Origin of the sequence: Sorangium sp. So ce117 (genome assembly GCF_051524395.1) — a bacterium.
Taxonomy (GTDB): domain Bacteria; phylum Myxococcota_A; class Polyangia; order Polyangiales; family Polyangiaceae; genus Sorangium; species Sorangium cellulosum_B.
Window position 1 is genome coordinate 8117622 of sequence record NZ_CP150309.1, and the last position, 17829, is coordinate 8135450.

Here is a 17829-nt window from a genome sequence, read left to right on the forward strand (position 1 = left end):
AGACGTCCAGACCAGAGCGCGTCAATGAACGGCGCTCCCGTGCGGTGCGGCTCCGTACGCGTGCACACGCCATCGACGGTTTTTGTCAGCGCCCTCATCAAGCACCACAGAAAAAACCGTCTGCGACGGCGCTCACGCGTCGGACGAGAAGATCACCTTCCCGGCGCGCGCTTCTTCCTCGGAGGCCGCCTCCCGCTCGGCCTCGAGGGCCTTCGCCTCGGTCTCCAGATCGGGAAAGCGGTACCGGATCCCCTCGCCTGCCTCGAGGTCGACGTCGCCCCCGAGGGCGACCACCTCGCGGGTGATCTCCTCTGAGCGCGGCGGCTCCCCCGCCGCCTCCTGCCACGCCCGCTGGAGCACCGCCTCCGTGATCGGCTCCCGGCCCTGCCGCGCGCCGACGCGGGTAAGGATGGCCCGAAGCACGGCCCGCCGGCCGTTCCGCCGGGCGAGCCTCCGCTGCTTCAGCGGGCGCAGGAGCGCCCGGCCGAGCGGCAGCGCGAAGAGCGCGAGCGAGAAGACGAGCGGCACCACCCCGAGCGCGACCGCCGTCCCCGTGGCGGGCAGCTCCGCCATCGGGACGCCCCGCGCCAGGAGCCCGAGGTTGTCCAGCGTCAGGTGGGCCCCGAGCGCGTAGAGGCTCATCAGCAGGTTGAACCCGTTGAGCGCCACGATGAGCGCGTTCATCCCCGGCCCGTTCCCGGTCAGCGGAGGCAGCTCCTCGCGCTCCGCCCAGACCGGCGCGGGCGCCCGCGCCGGCGCCTCCGCGGCCGTCCGCCGGATCGCCTCGAACCGGTAGACGATGCCCCCCTCCTCCGACACATCGACCGTGCCGTCGTAGTCGAGCATCAGCCGCGCCATCCGCGGATCCGCCTCGTCGCGCGAGAGCCCCGTCACGCGCATCACGTCGGCGAGCCCGATCCGGCCCCGCTGCGCGCGGATCTCGGCCAGGATGAGCTTTTCGGCCTCGAGCGGATCGCGCGGCGCCGGCGTCGGGCCGAAGAAGAACCGGTTCACCTTCTCGTAGAAGGGCGTCTCGTCGCGTCGCTGCCCGAACGCCCCGCGGTGGCCATGCGACGAGGACCACGCCGGCTCGGCCGTCCACACGAACGGCGAGAACGGGTGGAACGTCCAGAAGATCGCGTCGAGGACCAGCCGAAAGAGGAAGTAGCCGGCGAACGATCCGGGGACGCCGTCGTGATTGCGCGAGTCGCTGCTCGATCGGGCGAACAGCTGGGCGATCAGGATCCCGACGAAGATCACCACGTACGCGATCAGCACGATCGCGATCCACGCCCGCACGACGAAGCGGGCCACGCCGGCGGCGGCCCGGAGGACGGCCTGGAGCGCGCGCGTGAGGCGCGTGCGGGTCTCCCACGGCTTGGTGAAGCCGTACGGGAAGCGGAAGAGCAGCTCACCTTCGGACGTCGCCTTGAGGTGCCCCCGGTGCTCGCTGACGAGCAGGTGCAGGCCGCTCTCCGCGTCGCGCAGCGGCAGGCCGCTCTTCGCCGACGCGTCGGCGAGCGTCAGATCGCCCGTGTGCCCGCGCAGGGCGGACCTCAGGACGCCGGCGGCGCGGCGGGCCTCCATCAGCTTCGGAGATTTCAGCGTCAACGGTCGCTCGCCCCTGTTCCACGGCGGCGCAGCCGCGCCCGTCGGTACGGCATCGCCGCGCTCGTCCACGGGGGCAGGACCTCCCCCTTGCCGAGCTTCATGGTGGCCCGCAGGGCTCCACGCAAAGGCCACGGCGCCTTTTTCGGGCGTCGACCCCGCCAGCGCGCGCAGCGGAGCCTCGCGTCAGCCGCCGCGAGCGCGGCGGTGCCTCGCGTCATCCGCCCGCGCTCGCGGCCGGAGGCGGGCGCGATCTCGGCGTGGCGTCGACCATCCGCACCTCCAGGCCGAGCGCGTCGCGCAGCATCCCCGCCTTCGCGACGACCGTCCACTCCTCGAGCGCCCGGTCCTCCGCGCCCTGCACCTCGATCACCAGCGTGTCGCCCTCGATGCGGCCGCTCACCTCCGCGACCTTGGCCCGGTGCTCGCGATCGAGCGCGTCGGCGATGCGGAGGATCGACGCCATGGACTTCACCTTGGCGCGCGCGTCGCGCGAGAGCGCGCGGAAGTTGTCGTGATCCATGCTGGGCGGAGACTTCCTGTGGTAGCGCGCGATGTTCGCCACGATCGCGCGCTCCTCCGGGGTCAGGCCCATGAGGTCGCTGTGGGCGATGACGTAATAGCTGTGCTTGTGGTGCCCCTCGTAGCGGACGAAGTCGCCGATGTCGTGGAGCAGGGCCGCCGCGCGCAGGAGGATCCGGTCGCGCTGGCCGAGGCGATGGCGCGGCGCGAGGTCGTCGAACAGCCGCTCGGCGAAGCGGGCCACGAGCGCGCCGTGCTTCTCGTCGAAGTGGTAGCGGCGGCCGAGCCGGACGCAGGCGTCGCTGACCGCGGCGGCCTCTCCGCGGAAGTCGGGGCCGAGGAAGTGGGCGTGGGCGAGATCGACGAGCACGCCCTCCTTGAGCCCGACCCCGGGAGCGACGATGACCCGCTGCGCGAACGCCCGGGCGATGCGGCCCAGGATCGTCGCCGCGGGGACGATGGTGTCGGCGCGGTCCGGGCGCAGGCCGTAGATCTGCGCGCGCTCCTCGGGCGTCTTCGACGCCATCTCGTCGAGCAGGCGGGACATCGCGCCGACGTCGATCGCCCGCCCCTCCGCGGACCCGGCCGGCGCGGGGCAGAGATCCGCGAGCGTCTCGATGTTGCCGCCCGTGCCGACGAGCAGATCGATCCCCGAGCCCGACCCCTCGCCGAGCAGTTCCACGATCTCGCGCGTGGCCTCGACCATGACGCGATCGACGTACTCCTCGACGAGCCGCCGGTGCCCCGCGTCGACCGGGCGGCGATCCTCGAGGAAGGCCTCGACCATCCGCACCGTCCCCACGGGGAGCGAGCGCGAGAAGACGGCCCCGCGGCCGCGGAGCAGCGTGAGCTCGGTGGAGCCGCCGCCGATGTCGACGAGGAGCGCGGTCCGCTCGCCGAGCGCGACGCGCTCGCGGACGGCGAGCTGGACGAGGCGCGCCTCCTCGATCCCCTCGATGACCTCGATGTGGACGCCGGCCTCCCGCGCGGCGCGCTCGACGAAGAGGTCGCCGTTCTGGGCCTCGCGCGCGGCGCTCGTCGCCACCGCGCGGTAGCGGTCGACCTTGGCCGCATCCATCGCCGTGCGGAAGCGCCGGAGCGCCTCGCAGGCGGCGCCGATGACCCCCGACTCGAGCCGGCCCTTCGTGAACACGTCGTGCCCGAGACGCACCGAGGCGCGATCCGCATGGACATCGCGGAACGGGTGGAAGCGCGGCGCGTCGGGCGCGCCGGTCGCGGCCCCGGCGAGCGCCGGATCCCGGCCGGCCCCGAACGCCCCGAGCGCCGGAGGATCGACGTCGACGATGCGAAGCCGGATGGCGTTGGATCCGATGTCGATCGCAGCGAGCCGCGCCATGTCGGGAGAAGTAGCGAAGCTCCGGGCGGTTGGCTACTCTCATGCCGCTCATGTCGAGGAAGCTTCATCAAGGCTCGGGGGCTCCCCATCTAGGCCCCCTTCCGCATCGGCCTTCAGCGCTCGCGCCCGGGCAGGCTCGGGACGCGCGCCGTCTCCTCGGCGGCGCGCGAGGGGCGGCGCGCCTCGCGCTGGGGATCGCGACCGCGGCGCTCGCGCTGGCGGCGTGCAGCGGCGGCGAGGCGCGCGCGCCGAACCCGCTGCGCGCCCTCGACGAGCGCAGGGCGATCGAGGTGATCCGCCGCGCGATGGCGCACGAGGGCGCGCAGCCGGCGCGCGGGCGCGAGGTCGAGCTGACCAGCGGGCAGAAGGTGCGCGTCGATGTCGGCGTGCAGAGCCGCTCGTACGGCGTCGTCTACGTGACCGAGGAGGACGCCCAGGCGCTCGGCGCCGCGATCCCGCCGCCGAACGGCCGGGACGAGAAGCTGCGCGTCGTCCGCGGCGGGCCGGACGGGGCCATTCGCCTCGTGCTCCTCTACCAGCAGAACTACCTCTACGACGACCTCGTCGGCGAGTCGCACGAGCGCACGACGATCACCGCCGAGCGCGAGCTCACGCGCGACGTGCAGGACTTCATCACCTACGCGCGGACGCAGAAGTTCCAGTGAGCGCGCGCGAGGAGGGCGGGCCGGCGCGCCGCCGGGGGCACAGGAGAGAGCGAGACGCCGAGGAGCGCGCGCGACGCGCGCTCGGCGGCGGGGGGTTGCTCCTCGTCGCCGGGCTCGCGCTGGTCGGCGTCGGGCCGTCGGACGCGGGCATGGGGCTGACGGTGCTCGCGCTCCTGGTGCTCATCTACGGCATCCACAGCTTCGGCCGGCTGGGGACGGAGCGGGACGGACGGAGCGAGCAGGCGCGGGCTCCGTCGCGTTGAGGCTTGCGGAGCGGGGCGCGTTCGAGCAGCATCCGCCGCCATGCAACGCCCTACGCGCCAGCACCAGCACCTCACCCTCAAGGTCACCCAGAAGCAGGAGCGGAGCACCCAGAGCTCCCGGAAGCCCGGCCGCAAGCACAAGCGCTGGAGCAAGTTCCTCGCGCAGTACGCGCCGCTCGTCGCCGGCGCCGAGACGGCCGCCTCCGCCGAGAGCTGAGCTCCCGCCACCGGCCGAGGACGCCCTGGCGCCCGGTCTTCACGATTCCTTTATACACATAATTTTTCAATAACATCGCATGCCGGCGCAGGCCGCTTCCGCTTCCGACGAGGCGGCGGCGCCTCCGCCCGCGATGGCGGCTGTGCCGCCCGTGCCGTGACGGCGGCGCCTCCGCCCGCGATGGCGGCTGTGCCGCCACTGTGCGACGCGGCCGCCGCGCCGCGCTCTCTCCATGGTCCGTGGATTTTCGTGATGGGGTCGCGCTCATCTCGCCACGTAGCCAAGAGAACACCCCCTCTCGGCGTCTGATACGCGATAGCCAGGCGGCCTGTCACCCAGTCCGCGCGAGACGGGCGCGCCGGCTCCGCGCGCGCATGGCGCGCGAAAGGGCCCACTCCATCTCTCGCGCAAGGAAGGATCCATGCTCACTCGTCCTCCGTCCCGCGCTGCCCGCGCGGCAGCGTCGCTTTTGTGCTCCCTCGTCGTCGGCGGCACATCACTCCTTCCGGGGTGCCTGAGCCGCCCGATAGCCCATCAGGACACGCGCACGACTGGCACTGTCGTCGAGCGGCTCCCGCGGCGCGTCGACAAGATCGATCTCCTCCTGACCATCGACAACTCGTCGTCGATGAAGGACAAGCAGGACATCCTCGCGCTGGCCGTTCCCGACCTCGTGAGGCGCCTTGTCGACCCCCGGTGCATCGATCCGCTGAACCCCCTGGATTCGTCCCCGCCGAGGGAGGACGGCCGCTGCCCGAGCGGCAAGGAGCGCGAGTTCGAGCCCGTCGTCGACATCCACATCGGGATCATCAGCACGAGCCTCGGCAGCCACGGCGCGGACTCGTGCCCCACGGGACCGCTCGTCTTCAACAACGACAAGGGACACCTCATCGCCCGGAGCGACAGGGACGACCACAACGACGCAGACAACGACCCGCCGACCTACCAGAACATGGGGTTCCTCGCCTGGGATCCAGAGCAGAAGCTCAGCCCCGCGGGCGAGCCGATCCTCGACGACGGCGCGGGGCGCGGCCTGGTGCCGACGCTGACGAACATGGTCCGAGGGGTGGCCGACAACGGCTGCGGCTTCGAGTCGCAGCTGGAGAGCTGGTACCGCTTCCTCGTGGACCCCGCGCCCTACGAGACCCTCGAGGTGGTGAACGGCAAGGCGGAGCGGCGCGGCGTGGACAAGAAGCTCCTGGATCAGCGTAAGGCGTTCCTGCGGCCGGACTCGCTCCTCGCGATCGTCATGCTGTCGGACGAGAACGACTGTTCCATCAAGGAGGGAGGGAACGCCTTCTGGGTCGCGAGGCAGAAGGACGACGACGGCGACGTTTTTCGGATGTTCGCGCCGCGCAGGGAGTGCGCGGAGAAGGGCATGGACGACCCGTGCTGCAAGTCCTGCGGGTCGGACAGGGGCGAGTGCCCGCTGGACGAGGAGACCTGCGGACCGGATGGACAGCCCAAGACGCTCTCCCCGAACGAGGACCCGCACAACCTGCGCTGCTTCGACCAGAAGCGCCGGTTCGGCATCGATCTGCTCTACCCGATCGACCGCTACACGGACGCGCTCACGCTGGCGCGGATCCAGGATCACCAGGGCAATCTCGTCGACAACCCGCTCTTCTCGGATCTCGACCCGGAGGACGAGAACAGCGCGGTCCGTCCGCCGGAGTACGTGTTCTTCGCGGGCCTCGTGGGCGTCCCGTGGCAGGACATCGCGCGCCAGGACGAGGCCGGTCAGCCCGATCTCCGGGAAGGCAGGGACCAGGACGGCAACCGCGTCGGCGGCTTCAAGAGCGCCAAGGAGCTGAGCGCTCCGAACGCGAGCTTCGCGAGCACCTGGGACATCATCCTCGGAGATCCCAAGTCGCGCCGGAGCCCCGGCGATCCCCACATGATCGAGTCGCCGCTCCCCCGCGATGGCGAGAACCCGATCACCGGGACGCGCATCGCCGGCCCGGACTCGCCGGACGACGCCAACACAATCAACGGCCATGAATGGAACCCCAACCCGGGTTTCGGCGACCTCCAGTACGCTTGCACGTTTCGGTTGCTCGAGCCCGTGACGGGCGATGACTGCAAGAGCACTGAAGACCGAAACAGCCCCCTGTGCAAGGACAACCCCGACGGCACCGACAGCAACCTCCAGGTCAGCGCGAAGGCCTATCCGGGCCTGCGGCAGCTCGAGCTCATCCGGAACCTCGGGGAGCAGGGAATCGTCGGCTCCGTGTGCCCGGCGCAGCTCGAGTTCCCGGAAGAGGCTCGGCTCGACTTCGGCTATCGGCCGGCGATCGGCGCGATCGTCGATCGCCTGAAGACGAAGCTCGGCGGGCAGTGCCTGCCCCGCGCGCTCCAGCCGAACGAGAGCGGACAGGTCAGCTGCCTCGTCCTCGAGGCGCGGAGCACAGCCGAGGGGAAGTGCGGCTGCGACGGGCTCCCGGCGCGGCGGGAGGTGCTCCAGGAGAACCTCGCCGCGAAGCGCATGGTGCTCGACGATCCGGTGGCGGCGGTGAACGGCTGGAACTGCGTCTGCGAGGTCGAGCAGCTGAAAACGCCGGACGAGCTCGCGGCGTGCCAGAACACGGTGCCTCCTGCGCCTGTCGAGGTCGGCGGCGAGAAGGTGCACGGGTGGTGTTATGTCGACCCGCGGCTCGGCCTCGGCCGAGACGAAGTCGTCGCCAAGTGCCCGTCCACAGAGCGCCGCCAGGTCCGGTTCACCGGCGACGGCGCAGCCCTGGACGGCGCGACGCAGTTCGTCATCTGCACCGGCGACACCGCCAACCAGTAGCGCGGCGCAAACTGCAGCGATCCGCCGCGCTGGCCGCGGTAGTGGAGAGGAGCGAGCTTCCGTGGTTCGGAGCGGCGCTCAGGCAGGCGCCGCTCGCCCCGAACCCGCGCTTCGTGGATCTTTGCAATCAGCGCGAAGGGCCGCCTTCTCGGCGCGAAAGCCGATAGACTGCGATGCGTGGACTCCACGGCACACCACGGCGCGGAGCGGCCTCCGTCGATTCCTCCTTCAGCCAGGTACGACCCCGAGCACGGCACGTTCGAGCTCGTGGAGACCGACGCCGAAGGCCGTCGCTCGGGCGAGTGCCACGTCTACCGCGCGAGCGACGGCTCGTTGCTCTCGCGCTGCTCCTACGCGGGCGGGGTGAAGGACGGACCGTTCACCTCGTTCCACCCGAACGGTCAACCCGCGCAGCGCGGGCGCTACCGGGGCGGCGAGCTCGACGGCGAGGTGGTTGTGTACGGCAGCGACGCCCCGACGGAGCTCAGGTTACGACCGTGCTGTGTGCCGCCCGGCGCCTGGGAGCTGCGAACGCGCTATCGACACGGGAGCATCCTGCGCCAGGTGTTTCACGACCGCGACGGGTACCCGATCTCCTCGGACGGCTCCCGCTGGCCCGACCAGCCCGCCGGCGTCGCCGGAGAGGCCGACTACGACCACGGCGCGCAACGATGGCTGGTCCGCGAGGAGGACGAAGCCTCGGCCTCGCTCATCGACCGTTACTTCACGCGCGACGGCAAGCCCTCTCAGGAAATCGAGGTTCGCGCTGGCGCGCGTGTTCGCGAGCTCCGGTACGACGCGCTGGGCCGCCCTTCCGAGGAGCGGCACTTCGATCCCCAGGGACGCTTCCACGGCCCGTCCGTCCGCTGGTTTCCCGATCCGGACACGAGCCCTTACCTCGACCGGCGCGTGCGCGAGGAGCGCGGCCAGTATGCGCACGGTCACCCGGTCGGAGCGTTCACGGGGCTCGACGCGGACGGGGCGCCGGTGGTTCGACGCGAGCTCGGCGCGGCCCTCGACGAGGCGAGCCTCGGCGCGTCGCCCGCGCTCGCCGAAGACCTCGCGGCGTGGGACGCCGAGCGCGTCTGGGCCCTCGCGCGAGAGCTCTTGCAGGACGGCCGCGCGCGCGAGGCCTGCTGCGCCGCGGCCCGCGCGGCGGCCCGCGGGGGCGAGCGCGAGAGGCTCGCCGAGTTCCTGCGCGGCGCGACGCTGCAGGCGAGACCCGAGGTCGTGGAGCAACGCGGGCGAGCGCTGCTCGAGGCGTCCGACGCGACCGCGCTCGGCGTCCTGGACGAGCTCTTGCTCGGCGCCGAGCCGAGCGCGGCGTACCGCACGCTCGCCGCCGTCTTCCGGGGCTCGCGCCGCGTTGCGCTCTCGCTCGTCGAGGCGGCGCTGCTGCTCGTGCCCGAGCGCCGCTCGACCTGCATCACGCGCGCGCTCCTGCGGCTCGAGCTCGGCGACACGCGCGGGGTGCTCGAGGACGCCGACCGCGTCGAGGCCGAGGCCCCCGCCGTGGCCGAGCACCTCAGGACCTTCGTGCGGCTGCTGTACCCGGAGTTTGCTTTCTGGCCGGCGCGCCAGGCCATCGATCCGGTGCCCGGCGACGCATCGGCCACGGTCGAGCTCGATCAGCCGATCGAGCAGGTTCGGCAGAAGATCCAGCTCTACGCCACCCGCCTCCTGCGCCTGCGCGAGGCCGTGCAGCGCGGCCTGCCGGGCACGGAGCCCTGTCCGTGGCTCCCGCCCGACCTGTCGCACCTCCTGCCGGACGGGCCGGTGGAGCTCACGCGGACAGAGGCGACCTTGACCGAGGAGACCGAGAATGGCGTCGAGACCGTCGAGCTCACCGTGGACGAGGCGCTCGACCCAGGAGCCCTGCCGGTCTCTCTCCTGATGCGGAGGGCCCGAGCCGAGTGGGCCGCCCTCTGCTGGCTTTGCTGGTCGGCCGGCCTCGACAAGGTCGCGTTGCCGGAGCGCATCGCGCACCGGCCCGACTTCACGGCGGCGGTCAACATGTCGCTCACCCGCTGGTTCCGCGCGCGCGACCAGCTGCAGACCGGCGGGCTCGTCAGCCGGGCGCGCGGCGTGCCGGGCTTCCTCTGGGAAGGGCACGACATCGGCGAGCTCGACCCCACGCTCGCGGGCATCGCGGCCGACGAGTACTTCGAGATGCGCTGCCTCTTCGTGTGGCTCATGTTCCGGGAGAACCTCTCCCCGTTCCAGAGCGATATCCGCGCGGCGTGAGCGCCGCTTCAGGACGGCTCCGGCTTCTTCCGGCGATGGGAGGCAGCCGTCGCGGACGAGGCGGGCAGACGCCCGCGCTGTCGCTCGCCCCTCGTGACGCACCATCTCGCCACAGCCGACAGGTCGAGGCGTGGCGGTCCTGCGCGCGACGGGTGATCCCTTGAGCTCGCGCGTCGCGCCGATCGCTCGCAGCGGTCGGTCTGGCGCCTCGCTTGCATCCGCTCCCGCGCATGCATCTACACCGGATGAAGACTCCAGGTCTCGCTCACATCGCCTACCTGCTCGGCAACGAGGGCGAGGCGATCGTGGTGGACCCGCGGAGGGACATCGACGAGGTCCTCGCGGCGGCCCGAGAGAGGGACCTCGTGATCAAGTTCATCCTCGAGACGCACCGCCACGAGGACTTCGTCATGGGATCTGCCGCTCTCGCGAAGGCGACGGGCGCGAAGATCGTGAGCGGAGATCATCCGCTCTTCGGACAGAGCGACATCCGTATGCGGGACGGCGAGGAGCTCGACCTGATCGGGCTGCGCGTCCGCGCGCTCCATACGCCGGGACACACGCCGGAGAGCACCTGCTATGCCGTGTTCCTCGCGGACGCGCCCGGGCGCGCCTTTGGCATCTTCACCGGCGACACGCTGTTCATCGGGGAGACGGGCCGGACCGACCTGCCCGACCGCGAGAAGACCAGCGACAACGCGCGCCTCCTCTTCGCCTCGGTGCACGAGAAGCTCCTCCCGCTCGGGGATCAGGCGCTCGTCTGGCCCGCCCACGGCTCCGGCTCGGTCTGCGGAGGCAACATCGCGGAGCGCGATGATTCCACGCTCGGCCTCGAGCGCGCCTACAATCCCGTCTTCATGAGGTCGGCCGACGACTTCGTCCGCGCCAAGGTCGAGGAGCGCATCCCGCGCCCACCCTATTTCAGCTTGATGGAGAGGCTGAACCTCGAAGGGGGCAAGCCGCTCTCCGTGAAGCCCGGCGAAGTGCCGTTCCTGCCGCCAAACAAGTTCGCGTCGGAATCCAGGCAGGGGCTGGTGCTCGACGCGCGCGACCCCGAGGCGTTCGCGTCGGGCCACCTGCCCGGCTCGCTGAACCTCTGGTTCGCTGGGCTCCCGGTGTTCGGCGGGTGGGTCGCGGACGAGACGACCCGGGTGTACCTGGTCGTCTCGCGCGTCGCGGACGTGGAGGCGGCGGTCCTGCACCTCGCGCGCGTCGGCGTCGATCACGTCTCCGGCGTGCTCGCCGGAGGGTTCGACGCATGGCGGGACGCGGGCATGCCCATCGAGAAGACGGGCACGATGACCCCGCGCGAGCTCCACGACGCGGGCGATGCCGTCGCCGTGCTCGACGTCCGCGATGATCAGGAGTTCGAGGCGGAGGGGCACATCGAAGGCGCGCGGCACATGTACGTGGGATATCTCGACGAGCACTTCGAGAAGATCCAGCCCGCGCTGCCGCGTCATCGCCGCATCGCGCTCGTCTGCAGCGTCGGGCATCGCGCTGGGCTCGCGACGAGCATCCTCCGTCGCCGCGGCTTCACGGAGGTCGCCAATGTCCTCGGCGGGATGACGGCGTGGGAGAAGCTCGGTTTGCCGAAGAAGCAGGGCCCCGAGCGCACGATCACCACCCTGGATATCGAAGGAGCGCGACGATGAGCTCGCAGGGAAGCGCGCGCTGGGCACCGGAGATCGCCGGGCTCGCGATCGGAGCGCTGGAGGCGTTCGCGATGGGGACCGCGAAGCGGCCTCTCGGCGTGACGTCCGCGTTCGAGACGGGGGCGAGCGCGCTGGCGCGCCGGCTCGCGCCGCAGGCCAGCCGGGTGAACGAGTTCGTGGCCAAGCGGGAGACGACGCCGAAGATCGACTGGGAGGTGCTGCTCGCCCCGGGCATCGTCCTTGGCGCGTTCCTGGCCTCGCGCGCCTCGGGCACGCGAGGATCCACGCTGCCGGACGCCTGGCGGGCGCGGTTCGGGGAGAGCCGCGGAAAGCGCTACGCCGCCGCGTTTTGCGGTGGCGCCCTGATGATGTTCGGCGCGCGGCTCGGCAAAGGATGCACCAGCGGGCACGGCATCAGCGGCACGATGCAGCTCGCCGCGGCGAGCCTCGCGTTCGACGTCGCGATGGGCGTGAGCGCCGCCTTGACGGCGAAGCTCCTGTTTCGAGGAGGCGCGCGATGAAGCGGGATCCGCTCGGAAGGCTGGTGCTCGGCCTCGCGACCGGGACCGCGTTCGGCGCCTTTCTCCAGCGAGGAGGGGCCTCGGATGCCGACCTCATCATCAAGCAGCTCCTGCTGCGCGACAGCAGCATTGCGCGGATCATGTCGACCGCGGCGGCCGCCGGCTCGCTCGGCACGCACGGCCTGCGCGCGGCCGGCGCGACCGAGCTCGACGTGAAGCCGTTCCAGGTACGTTCGGTGATCCTGGGCGGTGTGGCCTTCGGCGCTGGGATGGCGCTCCTCGGTTATTGCCCCGGCACGACCCTCGCCGCCGTCGGCGAAGGCCGGCGCGACGCGATGTTCGGGCTGCTCGGGATGGTCGCTGGAGCGCTCGCCTTCATCCGCGTGTACCCGCACATCAAGGAGGTGGTCGAGGAGACGGACCTCGGCAAGGTCACCCTCCCTTCGGCGACGAAGACGTCCCCTTGGCCCTGGGTGGCCGGCCTCGCCGGGCTCGCGGGCGCGGCGGCGCTCGTCAGCCGCGTGCGGGCGGCGCGATGAATTTGAACGCAACGAGGACGCGTCATTCGAGGGTCATCACCGCGGTCTCGCCCCCGATGTCCAGGCGCGAAAGAAAAGATTCTATGGCCTCCATGGACAGGGGGCCCCCCCTCACCGCCAACGCGGATTCACGAACGCTGGTGAGCGCCGGGAGCCAGTCGAAGCCCGTGAGCTGACCCGAGCTCAGGAGTCTGAGCTCACCCACCTCCGCGAGGGCGTCGAACCCATCGAGGCCCGGGCTTTCCAGCAGATGCATCTGAAAATTCGCGCCGACGCGGCGCAGGTTCCGCAGCGCGGTGAAGTCGTCCGTGTGGTTGCGGAAGAGGGTCAGCGAGCCGTCGATGTGGACGAGGGAGGAGAGCGGCTCCAAGACGCCTGCCGTCGTGTCGCTCAGGTGGATCGAGCCCCGGAAGCGGGTGCATCCGGCCACGCTCGTGTAGGGCCCGATCACCAGATCGTCCGGCTGGCCACACACGACCGCCTCGGCATCGGGGTCCGGCGGCTCTTTAGGAACGGCGTTCGTGAGGGACACCAGCGCGCCGCTGCGCACGCGCGACGTCGCGAAGGACTCCAGCGCTTCAGCGGTCAGATCCGCGTTGCGCCGAGCGATCATGGAGGCGCCGATCTCCGCGAGAGCAGGAAGCCACGAGAAGTCGGCGAAGCCGCTCTGGTAGAGCCACAGCCCGGAGACGTACTGGAGCGACTCCAGGCCGCGCAAGGCCTCCGGCGCCGCCATGACCAGCAACCGACCTTCGATCCGCGTCAGGTTGGACAGGGGTCCGAGATCCTCAGGAGGCGAATAGAGCAGCAAGGACCCCGTTATTTCCCTGAGATCCGTGAGCGCGTCGATCGCCTCGGGCCCGTCCAGGCCCAGCAGATGAAGCGTGCCGAGGAAGCGCGTACAGCCACGCAAGCGCTCCAGCTCGGGCGCGGGCCCGGTCGCCTCGTCAAGGACGTTCGCGCCCACCACGATCACCTCCCCCGCCGTCCCGCAGTCACGCCCCTCGGGGGATCCCCCTTGCCCGCCGCCGGATGGCTCAGCGCTCCCCGAGCCGCCGCTGCCAGCGGTCGCGCCTCCCCCGCCGCCCGCGACGGCGCTCGAAGCTCCCGTGGAAGCGCCGCCTGTCGCTCCGCTCGGGCGGTCGGGGGCGGTGCCACAGGCCGCAGCACCGAGGAGCAGCAATCCCGCCGTACCGCTCAGCCCGCGCCCCGGCATGTGCCTTTCGCCTCTTCCCCTCGCATGGTCGCTCGATTCTAGCAGAGCTCTCACCCGCGAGGCACGCTGGACTGAAGCGGCGCCGGCGGGGGGCTAGTTGCCTGCCGTGTGGGCGATCGCGAAGATGAGGTTGCGCTCGAGCCGGATGCCCTTCGGCGTGCGGAACGCCTCGAGCTCCTTCGCGAGCCGCGCTCGCGCCTCCCGCTTCTCCTCGGGGGTCAGGTGCGAGAGGTGGTTGCCGAACGAGCTCGACCCGCTGTGCCTCAAGATCTCGTCGACGTCGGCGGCGTGGTCGACGAAGGTGAGGATCTCCACCGTGTCGGCGATGAAGCCGGCGCGCTCCAGCAGCCCTCGAACCTCGTCGACCGTCAGCTTGTGCGGGCGATTGCCCTCCGCGTCTCTCCCGAGCTCGGCCAGCACCTTGCGCTGGATCGGCTCGAGCTGGTGCGGCTTCTCCCGCGATCCCGTGCTGAATCCGAGCTTGCCGCCGGGCTTCAACACGCGCGCCGCCTCGGCGATGGCGCGCTCCTTCTGGGCTTCGTTCAGCCAGTGAAGGACGCTGTTCAGGTACACGACGTCAAAGCTCTTCGAGGAGAAGGCGGAGAGGTCCTCGGCGCGGCCGACCGCGGTCGCGAGGTTCGCGCGGGCCTTCTGCCGGGCGATGTCGACGCGGAGCGGCAGGGGATCGATGGCCGTCACGCTGCCCTCGGGGCCGACGATCTCTGCCACGTGAGCGGCGAGCCGGCCGGTGCCCGCGCCAACGTCGAGCACACGCTGGCCGCGCCGCACGCCCAGCGTTTCGATGAGGAGCTTGCCGTGGTTGAACTGCCGGTCGCTGCCGTGCTCGTAGGCCTGGGCGAGCTCGGGGGTGTCGAGAGAGAGGCTGATGGTGGTCATGCTGGCCGCCCGAGCAGGGCCCGTGCCGACGCCCGGCGCCGCGCCGGCAGGGCCCGCGCGCCGGAGCGCCGCGCCGCCGGCGAGGACCCGGGCGCGGCAGATCGCGCTCGTCGCTGCCCGCGGGCCAGCAGCGATGCTGCTCTGGTGCTGCGCCACGAGCAGCGTGGCCGCGCGGCGGAAGGCGGTGGGCAGGGACGGCGGCGGGAGCGACGCGCCGGCGCATGGAGACCCATGACTTGAATTTCGAAACAATTTTATCAATGATACATTCACTTCCAATGACAACAACGATGGATGCCATCGATCTGAAAGCGATCCACCTCCTCTCCCGCGACGCCCGCCGGTCGTGGGCCGACCTCGGGGAGGCGGTCGGCCTCTCCGCGCCCGCCGTGGCCGAGCGGGTGCGGCGGCTCGAGGAGCGCGGCGTCATCACGGGGTGGGAGGCGCGCCTGGACGCCCGGGCCGTGGGCGCCGGGCTCACGGCCTTCATCTCGGTCTCGATCGCGAACCGGCGCGGTCGCGGCGAGTTCCTGCGCGCCGTCGAGCGCGCGGCCGAGATCCAGGAGTGCCACCACGTCGCCGGCGACGAGGACTACCTGCTCAAGGTGCGCTGCCGCGACACCGAGGCGCTCGAGCGCCTGCTCACGCAGGAGCTCAAGGCCCACGACGGCGTGGTGCGCACGCGCACGACGATCGTCCTGTCCACCGCCAAGGAGACAGCGGTCCCGCCCCTGCCGCTGCCGTCCGACGAGGCGCGCGACGGCGAAGCGCGCCCCCGCAAGGCGCCCGGCCGCGGAGCCGCCCGGAAGGAGGCGCCGTGAGCGGCGCCGACGGACTGCCGCCCTTCGGCGATCGTGGCGAACGCCGCGAACACCGCGAACGTCAGATCGACGAGCGCGACCTCGCGGCGCTCGCCGCCGCCATCGAGGACGCCGCGATCGAGCAGCGCGACTTCTCGCACGCGCGCCACCTGCTCCTCGCCCTGCACTACGTGCGCGCCCACGGGCCCGAGGGGGCGATCGCGCGCATGCGCTCCGCCCTGCAGGCGTTCAACGCGCGGCACCCGCCGACCAACGGTTACCACGAGACGATCACGGTCGCCTGGCTCACGCTCGTCGCCCGCCACGCCGCCGAGCACCGAGGCGCCGCCGTCCACGACCTCGCGGAGGGCCTCCTCGACCGCCACCGCAGCAGCAAGGCGCTCTTCGCCCATTACTCTCGCGCGCGGCTGCTCTCGGACGACGCCCGCGCCGCGTTCGTCGCGCCCGACCTCGCGCCGCTCCCGGCGCCAGGCGACGGCGTGCGCATCCGCCTGGCGACCGAGGCCGATCTCGCGGCGATCGAGGAGATCTATGCGTTCTACGTCGAGCGCTCGACCTGCACCTTCGCCACCACCGTCCCGACCCCGGCGGAGCGCCGCGCCTGGCTCGCCGCGCACGGCCCCCAGCACCCCGCCACCGTGGCCGTCGAGGGTGACGGGGCCGTGGTCGGCTGGGGCTCGCTCTCCCTGTGGAACCCGCGCGAGGCCTACGCCCGCTCCGTCGAGAACTCGGTCTACGTGCGCGACGGCCTCCACCGGCGGGGGCTCGGGCGCCGCCTCCTCGCCGATCTCGTGAGCCGCGCGATCTCGCTCGGCCACCGGACGATCATCGCGCAGATCGCCGGAGACCAGGCGGCGAGCGTCGCGCTGCACCGCGCGCTCGGGTTCGAGGACGCCGGGCTGCTCCGCGACGTAGGGCACAAGTTCGACCGCTGGCTCGACGTGATCCTGATGCAGCGTGCGATTCCTTACTCTGCAAGCGACAGCCAGCAGCCGTGAGGTAACTCACGCGCCCGCGATCCCCCTCGACGACCCCGAATTGCGTCGGCTGAACGCGCACGGAAACGCACCCACCGTCATCGAACCGATCGCCTCGGGATTCAACACATCGCGGGCTCGCGCGGCGAGGCCGGCTCGGGTCGTCCGGAGCAAATGGCACCGTGGCGCCGCACCCACCGAGCGCAGAAAGCGGCAGCACAGCATGTTCGTCACCAACGTTGAGCGCCGAGAGGAGCGCAAAGGGCCCCCTGCCGGCGGGAGGGCCCTCGACCTGCTGGGCAAGATGGAGCGGAACGAGCGGGAGTACGACGAGACGATCGCCTATGCCCTCGCGCTCGCGTCGGCGTGGTCGTACGCCGACCCGCAGGCGCTCCATGACGTCATGAACAGCCTCGGGTTCGAGAACCGGTGCTACGCCGTCACGCTGAGCAACGATGCCGTCTCGGCGCGCACGAGCGCATCGCTCCTCCAGCACGTCGATGGCTCTGCGGCGATCCTGTGTTTCCGCGGCACAGAGCCGGCGAGCACGGGCGCTCGGCTGGCCGACACCGGCGTGGAGCCGGCTCGGCTCCACGCGTGGAAGGCCGTGCAGGGCGGCGTCCACAGCGGCCGCGAGCCGATGGCGCGCTACATCGCCTGCCGTCTGAAGAGGGCGATGAACGGGCAATCGATCGTCGACGAGAAGGGCGAGCTCGTCTCGGTGGACGCCCCCGCATGCTCCGACGCGACCGGCGAGCCCCTCGAGCACCGCCTGAAGGCGCTCTACATCACAGGACACGGCCTGGGTGGCGCGCTGGCGGCCCTCGCTGCAGCGATGATCTTCGAGGACAAGGAGCACGAGGGCATCAGGGACGTGGTGCGTGGCGTCTACACGTACGGGCAGCCGCGCATCGGAAACGAGATCTTCGCCCGGAGATGTCAGGACACTTACGGACGCCTGCTGTTCCGCCACATCCATGCCAACGACCTCGTGCCGATGTTCCCTCCGCCGTCGATCGGGACGTTCGAACAGTTCGGTCACGAGCTCCGATCGAGCGCGGCGGGCTGGGTGTTCTCGGAGCAGCCCGCGCGGCGTGCCGACACGGCGCCCTTCGGCTCCACGGTGGACGTCCTGGCCTGGGTCAAGCAGCGGCTCCCCCTGGTCCGCCGACTGCAGCGGCCGTTCTCGTCGGACGAGCACGCCCCGCACAGGTACGTGAGCGTCTCCCAGCGATCGTTGCGTCTGCGCCGTTCGGAGCTCGGCCTCAGCCTCGGGCGTCTGCGAGGATGACGTCGGCGGCCTTCTTGGCGATCATGAATACCGCGCTGAGGATGAAGAACCCCGGGATCCGCGGGAAGACCGGCGCGTCCACGACGCGCAGGCCTCGCGCCCCGTCGACCCGGAGGTCGCTGGTGAGGACGCTGCTCTGCGGCTGACCTGCCGCGCCGTCACCCGCTCTCGAGACCGGCTCCGCTACCCGACCGAATACGCGAAGACGAGCGAGGATGGTCATCTCTCTTCAACGCATTCGGCGC

General features: G+C 71.3%; 15 protein-coding genes and 1 pseudogene. 11 read left to right on the forward strand and 5 right to left on the reverse strand.

Features of this window, described 5'->3' with window-relative positions; translation table 11 throughout:
- Positions 1–132 precede the first annotated feature (132 nt).
- A complete protein-coding gene (locus WMF46_RS30205) occupies positions 133–1611 on the reverse strand; it encodes a hypothetical protein (protein ID WP_437980375.1) in 1479 nt (492 codons plus the stop codon).
- 214 nt (positions 1612–1825) lie between these two features.
- Positions 1826–3487: a Ppx/GppA phosphatase family protein gene (locus tag WMF46_RS30210; RefSeq protein ID WP_437542516.1), complete on the reverse strand. Its 1662-nt coding sequence runs from the start codon at positions 3485–3487 to the stop codon at positions 1826–1828.
- 50 nt (positions 3488–3537) lie between these two features.
- Here WMF46_RS30210 and WMF46_RS30215 point away from each other — a divergent pair, with 50 nt between their 5' ends.
- From WMF46_RS30215 to WMF46_RS30250, 8 genes are all read left to right on the forward strand, one after another.
- Positions 3538–4152: a hypothetical protein gene (locus tag WMF46_RS30215; protein ID WP_437980376.1), complete on the forward strand. Its 615-nt coding sequence runs from the start codon at positions 3538–3540 to the stop codon at positions 4150–4152.
- Positions 4149–4415 carry a hypothetical protein gene (locus tag WMF46_RS30220; protein ID WP_437542520.1) on the forward strand — a complete coding sequence of 89 codons (267 nt, stop codon included), beginning with the start codon at positions 4149–4151 and terminating at the stop codon, positions 4413–4415. Before WMF46_RS30215 ends, WMF46_RS30220 begins: the two co-directional genes overlap by 4 nt.
- A 40-nt stretch (positions 4416–4455) precedes the next feature.
- The gene (locus WMF46_RS30225) at positions 4456–4632 is read left to right on the forward strand and encodes a hypothetical protein (protein WP_437542522.1); all 177 of its coding nucleotides are present in this window, start codon (positions 4456–4458) and stop codon (positions 4630–4632) included.
- A gap of 421 nt (positions 4633–5053) precedes the next feature.
- Entirely contained in the window at positions 5054–7423 is a 2370-nt protein-coding gene (locus WMF46_RS30230; RefSeq protein ID WP_437980377.1) for a hypothetical protein, read from the forward strand.
- A gap of 177 nt (positions 7424–7600) precedes the next feature.
- Positions 7601–9667 carry a toxin-antitoxin system YwqK family antitoxin gene (locus WMF46_RS30235; protein WP_437980378.1) on the forward strand — a complete coding sequence of 689 codons (2067 nt, stop codon included), beginning with the start codon at positions 7601–7603 and terminating at the stop codon, positions 9665–9667.
- 245 nt (positions 9668–9912) lie between these two features.
- Positions 9913–11322: a rhodanese-like domain-containing protein gene (locus WMF46_RS30240; protein ID WP_437980379.1), complete on the forward strand. Its 1410-nt coding sequence runs from the start codon at positions 9913–9915 to the stop codon at positions 11320–11322.
- Entirely contained in the window at positions 11319–11843 is a 525-nt protein-coding gene (locus WMF46_RS30245) for a YeeE/YedE thiosulfate transporter family protein (RefSeq protein WP_437980380.1), read from the forward strand. The genes WMF46_RS30240 and WMF46_RS30245 overlap by 4 nt, the downstream gene beginning before the upstream one ends.
- The gene (locus WMF46_RS30250; RefSeq protein WP_437542530.1) at positions 11840–12382 is read left to right on the forward strand and encodes a DUF6691 family protein; all 543 of its coding nucleotides are present in this window, start codon (positions 11840–11842) and stop codon (positions 12380–12382) included. The genes WMF46_RS30245 and WMF46_RS30250 overlap by 4 nt, the downstream gene beginning before the upstream one ends.
- 22 nt (positions 12383–12404) lie before the next feature.
- Here WMF46_RS30250 and WMF46_RS30255 read toward each other — a convergent pair whose 3' ends face one another.
- Both WMF46_RS30255 and WMF46_RS30260 read right to left on the reverse strand, forming a co-directional pair.
- Complete coding sequence (locus tag WMF46_RS30255; protein WP_437980381.1) at positions 12405–13349, reverse strand: hypothetical protein; 945 nt, start codon at positions 13347–13349, stop codon at positions 12405–12407.
- A 342-nt stretch (positions 13350–13691) separates the two neighbouring features.
- Positions 13692–14747 (reverse strand): class I SAM-dependent methyltransferase, encoded by a 1056-nt coding sequence (locus WMF46_RS30260; RefSeq protein WP_437980382.1) that lies wholly within the window; start codon positions 14745–14747, stop codon positions 13692–13694.
- 38 nt (positions 14748–14785) lie between these two features.
- On the opposite strand from WMF46_RS30260, the gene WMF46_RS30265 reads away from it, so the two are divergent.
- The 3 genes from WMF46_RS30265 (at position 14786) to WMF46_RS30275 (ending at position 17584) form a co-directional block, all read left to right on the forward strand.
- On the forward strand, positions 14786–15316 hold the full coding sequence (locus WMF46_RS30265) for an Lrp/AsnC family transcriptional regulator (RefSeq protein WP_437980383.1): 531 nt from the start codon (positions 14786–14788) through the stop codon (positions 15314–15316).
- A complete protein-coding gene (locus WMF46_RS30270) occupies positions 15313–16314 on the forward strand; it encodes an N-acetyltransferase family protein (RefSeq protein ID WP_437980384.1) in 1002 nt (333 codons plus the stop codon). Before WMF46_RS30265 ends, WMF46_RS30270 begins: the two co-directional genes overlap by 4 nt.
- A gap of 202 nt (positions 16315–16516) precedes the next feature.
- Complete coding sequence (locus tag WMF46_RS30275) at positions 16517–17584, forward strand: lipase family protein (protein WP_437980385.1); 1068 nt, start codon at positions 16517–16519, stop codon at positions 17582–17584.
- Here the strand turns inward: WMF46_RS30275 and WMF46_RS30280 are convergent.
- Positions 17559–17723, reverse strand: a pseudogene (locus WMF46_RS30280) (GMC oxidoreductase); the annotation flags it as partial. The gene WMF46_RS30275 and the pseudogene WMF46_RS30280 sit on opposite strands and share 26 nt — an antisense overlap.
- Between the last annotated feature and the right edge of the window lie 106 nt (positions 17724–17829).

Excerpts from the sequence above, each read along its gene's own strand:
- WMF46_RS30250 (WP_437542530.1), top strand. The coding sequence starts at position 11,840 with ATGAAGCGGGATCCGCTCGGAAGGCTGGTGCTCGGCCTCGCGACCGGG.
- WMF46_RS30240 (WP_437980379.1), top strand. The coding sequence starts at position 9,913 with ATGAAGACTCCAGGTCTCGCTCACATCGCCTACCTGCTCGGCAACGAG.
- WMF46_RS30210 (WP_437542516.1), bottom strand. The coding sequence starts at position 3,487 with ATGGCGCGGCTCGCTGCGATCGACATCGGATCCAACGCCATCCGGCTT.
- WMF46_RS30225 (WP_437542522.1), top strand. The coding sequence starts at position 4,456 with ATGCAACGCCCTACGCGCCAGCACCAGCACCTCACCCTCAAGGTCACC.
- WMF46_RS30245 (WP_437980380.1), top strand. The coding sequence starts at position 11,319 with ATGAGCTCGCAGGGAAGCGCGCGCTGGGCACCGGAGATCGCCGGGCTC.
- WMF46_RS30275 (WP_437980385.1), top strand. The coding sequence starts at position 16,517 with ATGTTCGTCACCAACGTTGAGCGCCGAGAGGAGCGCAAAGGGCCCCCT.
- WMF46_RS30265 (WP_437980383.1), top strand. The coding sequence starts at position 14,786 with ATGGATGCCATCGATCTGAAAGCGATCCACCTCCTCTCCCGCGACGCC.
- WMF46_RS30215 (WP_437980376.1), top strand. The coding sequence starts at position 3,538 with ATGTCGAGGAAGCTTCATCAAGGCTCGGGGGCTCCCCATCTAGGCCCC.
- WMF46_RS30230 (WP_437980377.1), top strand. The coding sequence starts at position 5,054 with ATGCTCACTCGTCCTCCGTCCCGCGCTGCCCGCGCGGCAGCGTCGCTT.